At 61.2% G+C, this 299-nt stretch carries 1 protein-coding gene; it reads left to right on the forward strand.

The window, feature by feature from the left end; genetic code table 11:
* Nucleotides 1-86: 86 nt before the first annotated feature.
* The coding region (locus AABE10_RS36335) for a hypothetical protein (RefSeq protein ID WP_342937856.1) at nt 87-299 on the forward strand (213 nt) is incomplete at its 3' end.

A 299-nucleotide genomic window follows, 5' to 3' on the forward strand; every position in this document is an offset into this window, starting at 1 on the left:
CGGCGGAGGCGAGCGCCTAGAATCTCGCTCTTTCGCGCGGCGGACGCCGCGGCGCGAGGGAAGCGGGAAAGGCGGGAGGGCCGGCAGTGATGCGGTTGTCCGGCGATGTCGGCGGGTTCTTCGGTAGTAAAAAACCTGTTGACGAACACCGGAAGGTTGTTCATAATCTCGCTTCTCTGCTGCTGATGCAGCAAACGCAACGAAGGCAAGGCGCCTCGTGCGGATGTTCTTTAAAAACTAACAGCCGACAGATGTGGGTGCTCGATGACGGCGCGCGGTGGTTCTTCGGAGCTGCCGGA

Origin of the sequence: Paraburkholderia diazotrophica (assembly GCF_038900755.1) — a bacterium.
Taxonomy (GTDB): Bacteria; Pseudomonadota; Gammaproteobacteria; order Burkholderiales; family Burkholderiaceae; genus Paraburkholderia; species Paraburkholderia diazotrophica_A.